This is a genomic window from Actinomadura physcomitrii, from assembly GCF_008923205.2.
GTDB lineage: Bacteria > Actinomycetota > Actinomycetes > Streptosporangiales > Streptosporangiaceae > Spirillospora > Spirillospora physcomitrii.
In genome coordinates this window covers 21,819-27,831 of the sequence record NZ_WBMS02000029.1, presented here as the reverse complement: position 1 = coordinate 27,831, position 6,013 = coordinate 21,819, and the positions used below count along the sequence as shown (strand labels likewise).

General features: G+C 73.3%; 5 protein-coding genes and 3 tRNA genes. 3 read left to right on the top strand and 5 right to left on the bottom strand.

Going from position 1 to position 6,013, the window contains the following annotated elements:
- Positions 1-86: 86 nt before the first annotated feature.
- The 3 genes from F8568_RS30550 to F8568_RS30540 form a co-directional block, all read right to left on the bottom strand.
- Positions 87-171 (bottom strand) — tRNA-Ser (locus F8568_RS30550).
- A 41-nt stretch (positions 172-212) separates the two neighbouring features.
- A tRNA-Ala gene (locus F8568_RS30545) sits at positions 213-283 on the bottom strand.
- Positions 284-298: 15 nt separating this feature from the next.
- Positions 299-370, bottom strand: a tRNA-Trp gene (locus F8568_RS30540).
- A gap of 320 nt (positions 371-690) precedes the next feature.
- On the opposite strand from F8568_RS30540, the gene F8568_RS30535 reads away from it, so the two are divergent.
- Positions 691-1,263, top strand: a complete 573-nt coding sequence (locus tag F8568_RS30535; RefSeq protein WP_151597159.1) for a hypothetical protein — start codon at positions 691-693, stop codon at positions 1,261-1,263.
- Positions 1,264-1,323: 60 nt separating this feature from the next.
- Here the strand turns inward: F8568_RS30535 and F8568_RS30530 are convergent, their stop codons facing one another.
- Complete coding sequence (locus tag F8568_RS30530; protein ID WP_151597158.1) at positions 1,324-2,901, bottom strand: Na+/H+ antiporter; 1,578 nt, start codon at positions 2,899-2,901, stop codon at positions 1,324-1,326.
- 299 nt (positions 2,902-3,200) lie between these two features.
- Here F8568_RS30530 and F8568_RS30525 point away from each other — a divergent pair, with 299 nt between their 5' ends.
- Positions 3,201-3,758, top strand: coding sequence for a CGNR zinc finger domain-containing protein (locus tag F8568_RS30525; protein ID WP_151597157.1), 558 nt, complete (start codon positions 3,201-3,203; stop codon positions 3,756-3,758).
- A 144-nt stretch (positions 3,759-3,902) separates the two neighbouring features.
- Here F8568_RS30525 and folP read toward each other — a convergent pair whose 3' ends face one another.
- Positions 3,903-4,742 carry a dihydropteroate synthase gene (folP, locus tag F8568_RS30520; protein ID WP_151597156.1) on the bottom strand — a complete coding sequence of 280 codons (840 nt, stop codon included), beginning with the start codon at positions 4,740-4,742 and terminating at the stop codon, positions 3,903-3,905.
- Between the two features lie 234 nt (positions 4,743-4,976).
- Here folP and F8568_RS30515 point away from each other — a divergent pair, with 234 nt between their 5' ends.
- Entirely contained in the window at positions 4,977-6,011 is a 1,035-nt protein-coding gene (locus tag F8568_RS30515; RefSeq protein WP_151597214.1) for a GDP-mannose 4,6-dehydratase, read from the top strand.
- Positions 6,012-6,013 lie beyond the last annotated feature (2 nt).

Sequence of the window (6,013 nt, the reverse complement as noted above, 5' to 3'; positions counted from 1 at the left end):
CAGACCCGCGGGGGTACGGCGGCCCCTGGCGGGGGGGGCGGGATGGCCAGGCTCGGCCATCCCGCCGCCGCTTTCTCCGGGAAAGGCGGAGGGTAAGGGAGTCGAACCCCTTCGAGTTTCACCTCGATGTCAGTTTTCGAAACTGCTGCCTTACCGTTCGGCCAACCCTCCTCGCGCGGGCTCGGGAGCGCCCGGCGGCGGCCGTGACCGCGTGGACCGGCAGGGAGTCGAACCCTGGTCACTTCCTTGCAAGAGAAGTGTGCTTCCGTTGCACCACAGGCCCATCGAGCGAGCTCAGCAGGGGCGGTAGGAGTCGAACCCACTTTCCGCCGGTTTTGGAGACCGGCCGCCTATCCGGTGGCTCGCCCCTTCGCTTCCGTCCGACGTATTCGATGATGCGCCTCTCCGCATTCGGGCCGCAAAGCATTTATCCGGAACGGGCGCCCGGCCGGCGGCGGCACGGCCGGGCGCGGTAAGTGGCGGACCGGGTACGGAGAGGAGCGATCAATATGCGCCCGTACGGCGCGTATAAGCGTGGTGTAAGGTCCAACGACGCACGGGGCGAACACCGCGAACCCGCCCGTCGGCACTGGCAGGTACGCCGACCTCCTCCAGGGCGCACCCGTGGTGAGACCCAGGACGAGCGCGACGTCACGTTCTGTGATGGAAGAAGAAGGCGAGGGGCCCGCCATGAGGCACGCACGGGACGGGGCTGCCGCCGCGATGAGCGCGGCCTCGAGGATTCTCGTCGCCCGGGGGAAGAACGAGCCCCAGGAGATGGAGAACCCCGACGTCGCCTGGGGGCAGCGGGCGCGTGACGGCGTGTGGGTGCCGACCAGGGACGGGCAGCGGATCCACCTCGGGATCGACGTGGCGGCGGCCGACACGGTCGCCCATGTACTGCGGCCCAGCCTGCGGGTGTTCGTCGGGGTGGACGTCGACACCGACATCGTGGCGCAGACCACCGACAGCGGCGTGCGGCTGCTCACGGTCATCCACGGCCCGGACGCCCCCGCGGAGTTCCGCTTCCCGGTGTCGCTCGCCGACGGCCTGGCGCTGGAGGCGATGCCGTCCGGCGGCTACGACGTCGTCCACCTGCGCTACGGCGCGACGGTGGGGCGGCTCTACAACCCGTGGGCCAGCGACTCGATGTTCCGCCAGGTCAAGGCGGACTACACGCTCGACGGGACGGCCGTCACCATGCGGGTGCAGCACACCGACGCCTTCTACCCCGTCGTGGCGGACCCCCACTACTCCCGCTGAGCCCCCCGTCCCCTGTCCGGCGCCGAGCCACTGGCGGCCGTGGAACCGTGAGCGCCCCCGCTAGGAGCGGCTGCGGCGGATCACGACAGGGTCCTCGAAGTCGAGCTCGCGGCTGATCTGGCGGAGCGTGCCCGCCCCGATCCTGCCCCTGCGGTAGAGCGCGGTCAGCTTCGTCCGCTGCGCCCTGACCAGCTCGCCGCGCACCTTGCGGCTGTTGGGCGGCGGCGCCTCGGTGCCGGCGTCCTCCTCGTCCAGGAAGTAGCGGACGCGCTCCAGCCGCAGCTCCAGCATCTGCCGGAACGCCTCGGCGGTCTGGTCGTCGACCCGGTCGTCCTCGACGAGCTCGTCCAGCCGGGCGAGCGCGGCCTGCAGCCCCGCCCGGCGGGCCGTCATCACCTCCAGCCGGTGCTTGTCGGACTCGATCAGCCCGAGACCGCGCAGCAGCGGGGGCAGCAGCGGCGCCTGGCCGACCAGTGTGATCAGCACCGCGAGGGCGGTGAGCAGCACCAGCACGCCCCGGTCGGGGCCGACCGCGGTCGGCAGCGACAGCGCGATCGCGAGCGAGATCGCGCCGCGCATCCCGCCGAGGCCGATCACGAGCCGCTGCCGCCACCCGAGGCCCTCCTGGCTGCGCCGGCCGCCCGGCACCAGGCCGGCGAGCGGGCCGTTGCCGAGCTCCCAGAGCAGCCGGACGCCGATGACCACGGCCGACACCGCGAGGGTGGTCAGCAGCACCTCGTGCCAGGGGTGCCCGCCGGGCCCCCGGATGATCTCCCGGATCTCCAGGCCGAGCAGGACGAAGAGCGTCGACTCGAGCAGGAACGTCAGGATCCGCCAGAACGTGTCGCCGGCCAGCCGGGACGCGGGCTGCAGCACGCCCTCGCCGTGGGTGCCGATGGAGAAGCCCGCCACGACCGTCGCCAGCACCCCGGACGCGCCGAAGTTCTCCGCGGGGATGAACGCCGCGTACGGGGTGACGAGCGACACGATCACCTGGCTGATGGGGTCCTGGATGCGGCGCCGGATCCGGCGGATCACCACGCCGAGCACCAGCCCGTAGGCGACGCCGCCGAGCACCACCTGGGCGAGCCGGACGGCGCCGTGCGCGGGCGCGAACCCGGTGCCGACCGCCTCGATGGCGAGCCCGAAGATCGTCAGTGCGACGCCGTCGTTGATCAGGCTCTCGCCCTCCAGGATGGTGACGAGCCGGGCGGGCGCGCCGAGCCGCTGCAGCACCGCGGTGGCGGCGACGGCGTCGGTGGGCGCGACCGCGGCGCCGAACGCCAGCGCGGCGGCCCAGCCGAGGCCGGGCAGGAGCGCGTGCACGGTGGCGGCGACGGCGCCGGTGGTGACGGCGGTCAGCCCGAAGGCCAGCGTGACGATCGGCACCGCGTCGGCGCGGGCCTCGCGCGGGGCGGTGAAGAACGCGGCGTGGTACACCAGCGGCGGCAGGAAGCCCATCAGCACCAGATCGGGCGGGGCGACGACGGCGGGCAGGCCGGGCACGAACCCGGCCGCCATGCCGAGCAGCACGAGGAGGATGGCGTCCGGCAGCCGCAGCCGGCCGGCCAGCGCCCGGGCCGCCAGCACCACGACGGCGACGACCAGGAAGACGATGAAAAGCCGGTCTCCCTCCACGCCGTGATCCTCTCCGGATCGCCGCGCGGTTACGCGCGCGGCGGCGGAGCGCTTCCGGCGCCGGGCCGTATGCCGGACCGAATATGGAACGTTCCCGCAGGCAGTGGGGCCGGGACCGGCTGCGCCGTGCCGGCAGGGTCGGCGCGGACGGGGCCGCCGGGCGTCATATGGTGGGGGCCGGGCCGCGTTCCGGCCCCGGCGGCGCTGCCGGGCGCACGACCGTCCTGCCCTCGTTCGGACGGTCGGGGGGTTCACCCTCCGGGAGCAGTGCGACCCCGGTCCCCGAGACTGGAGCCACAGTGATCTTCACTCATGACACCGAGCACGCGCTCGCCGTCGTCGTCGACCTGATCAACACCGGTGCCGCGGCGTCCGGCACGGAGGAGCTCGGCGGGCTGCCCGGGCTGCGCGCGTTCGTCGGGCGCAGCGCGTTCAGCGACGTCGGCGAGGTGACCGAGGCCGACCTGGCCCGCGTGCTGGCGCTGCGCGACCGGTTCCACGCGGTGTTCCGGACCGGCGACGTGCCCACCGCGGTCCGGCTGATCAACGAGATCGTCGGCGAGGTCCGCACCACCCCGCACCTCACCGACCACGACGGTTACGACTGGCACGTGCACTTCTTCGCGCCGGGCGCGCCGGTCGGCGAGCACCTCGCGGCCGACTGCGGGATGGCGCTGGCGTACGTGGTGGCGGCCGGCGAGCTGGACCGGCTGCGCACCTGCGAGGCCCCCGACTGCTCGCGCGTGCTGGTCGACCTGTCGCGCAACCGGTGCCGCCGCTACTGCGACAGCCGTACGTGCGGCAACCGCATGCACGTCGCCGCCTACCGGGCCCGCCAGCGCGAAGCGGCGCTGTGATCCTGCAATCCCGGCCCAAGGGCCTCGGGCGAGCGCGACCTCGCTTCGCGAGCTTCCCGGTGGGGGCTCGCCTTCGGCATCGCGCCCGCGCGGACCGGGGTGTCGGCTCAGCGGGGGGCGCCTTCCGTTCGTCCGGCCCCGGCTTCACTGGGCGACGGCGGCGACGGCGTCCAGGGCGCGGCGGGCGGCGGCCACGTCGTGGACGCGGAAGACGCGCGCGCCCAGCAGCGCCGAGACGCCGAGCACCGCCATGGTGCCGACGCCGCGCTTGTCGACCGGGCGGCCGAGCGTCTCCCCGATGAAGTCCTTGTTGGACACCGCGACCAGTACCGGCCAGCCGGTCGCGGTCAGCTCCCCCAGCCGCCGGGTGATCTCCAGCGAGTGCCGGGTGTTCTTGCCGAAGTCGTGCGCCGGGTCGATGAGGATCGCCTCCCGCGCCACCCCGAGCGCGAGCGCCCGCTCGGCCTCGGCGGTGACGTGCCCGACCACGTCCGCGACCACGTCGTCGTAGCCGGTCCGGTGCGGCCGGGTGCGCGGGTCCAGGCCGCCCGCGTGCGCGCAGACCAGCCCGACGCCGTGCGCGGCGGCGACCTCCGCCAGCGCGGGGTCCGGGCCGCCCCAGGTGTCGTTCAGCAGGTCGGCACCCGCCTCGGCGACGGCCGCGCCGACCTCCGCCCGCCAGGTGTCCACGCTGATCACCACGCCGGGGTGCCGGTCGCGGACGGCGGCGACCAGGTCGACCACCCGGCGCAGCTCCTCGGCCACCCCGACGTCCGCGCCAGGGCCGGCCTTCACACCGCCGATGTCGATGATGTCGGCGCCCTCCGCGACGGCGCGGTCCACCGCGTCAAGCGCGGCTTCGAAGCCGTAGGTGGCGCCCTTGTCGAAGAACGAGTCGGGCGTCCGGTTCACCACGGCCATGATCGCGTGGCGGCCGATATCGCGCCCGTTCAGCCGCAGCGGCGCGGCATCCGGAGAGGTCATGATGCCCCACACCGTCGCACACGCGGGGCCCCGGGCGCCACGCGGCACGGCGCCCGCCGGGGCCGCACCGGATGGCCGCCCGGGACCCGGCGGCCGAACCTGAAGCGAATTCGGTTCAAACGGCGCCCTCCCTCGTCAGCATCCCCGCCGGGTCGCTAACCTCATATGTCACGCTCGCCCGGGTCCGCCCCGCGGTGGGTTCCGCGTCGCACCGACCAGCCCATGGAGGATCCGCTGTCCAGGCGAGCACTCATCACCGGCATCACCGGACAGGACGGCTCGTACCTGGCCGAGCATCTGCTTGAGCTGGGATACGAGGTGTGGGGCCTGGTCCGGGGGCAGGCGAATCCGCACGTGTCGCGGCTGCGCAAGCACATCGGCGAGGTCCAGATCACCACCGGCGACCTGCTGGACCAGGGCAGCCTGATCTCCGCGGTCGAGCGGGTCCAGCCCGACGAGGTCTACAACCTCGGCGCGATCTCCTACGTCCCGATGTCGTGGCAGCAGGCGGAGCTCACCGCCGAGGTGACCGGCATGGGCGTGCTGCGGATGCTGGAGGCCATCCGGGTGGTGTCGGGGATCAGCCCGTCCCGCACGCCCGGGCGCGAGCAGATCCGCTTCTACCAGGCGTCGTCCTCGGAGATGTTCGGCATGGTCCGGGAGACGCCGCAGAACGAGAAGACGCCGTTCCACCCGCGCAGCCCCTACGGCGTCGCCAAGAGCTACGGGCACTACATCACCCAGAACTACCGCGAGTCGTACGGCATGTTCGCGGTCAGCGGGATCCTGTTCAACCACGAGTCGCCGCGGCGCGGCGCCGAGTTCGTCACCCGGAAGGTGTCGCTCGGCGCGGCCCGGATCAAGCTCGGCCTGGCCGAGGAGCTGCGGCTGGGGAACCTGGACGCCCGCCGCGACTGGGGCTACGCCGGCGACTACGCCCGCGCGATGCGGATGATGCTCGCGCAGGACGCCCCCGAGGACTACGTGATCGGGACAGGCCAGACCCAGTCGGTGCGCGAGCTGGTCGAGTTCGCCTTCCGCACCGCCGGGCTGGACTGGGAGGACCACGTCGTCCTGGACGAGCGGTACACCCGCCCGGCGGAGGTCGACCTGCTGTGCGCCGACCCGAAGCGGGCCCGCGAGCAGCTCGGCTGGGAGCCCGAGGTGGACTTCGAGGGCCTGGTCACGATGATGGTCGAGTCGGACCTGCGGCTGCTGTCGGAGTCGGCCCGTCCCGAGGACGAGCCGTTCAGCCCCGACCACTGGTGATC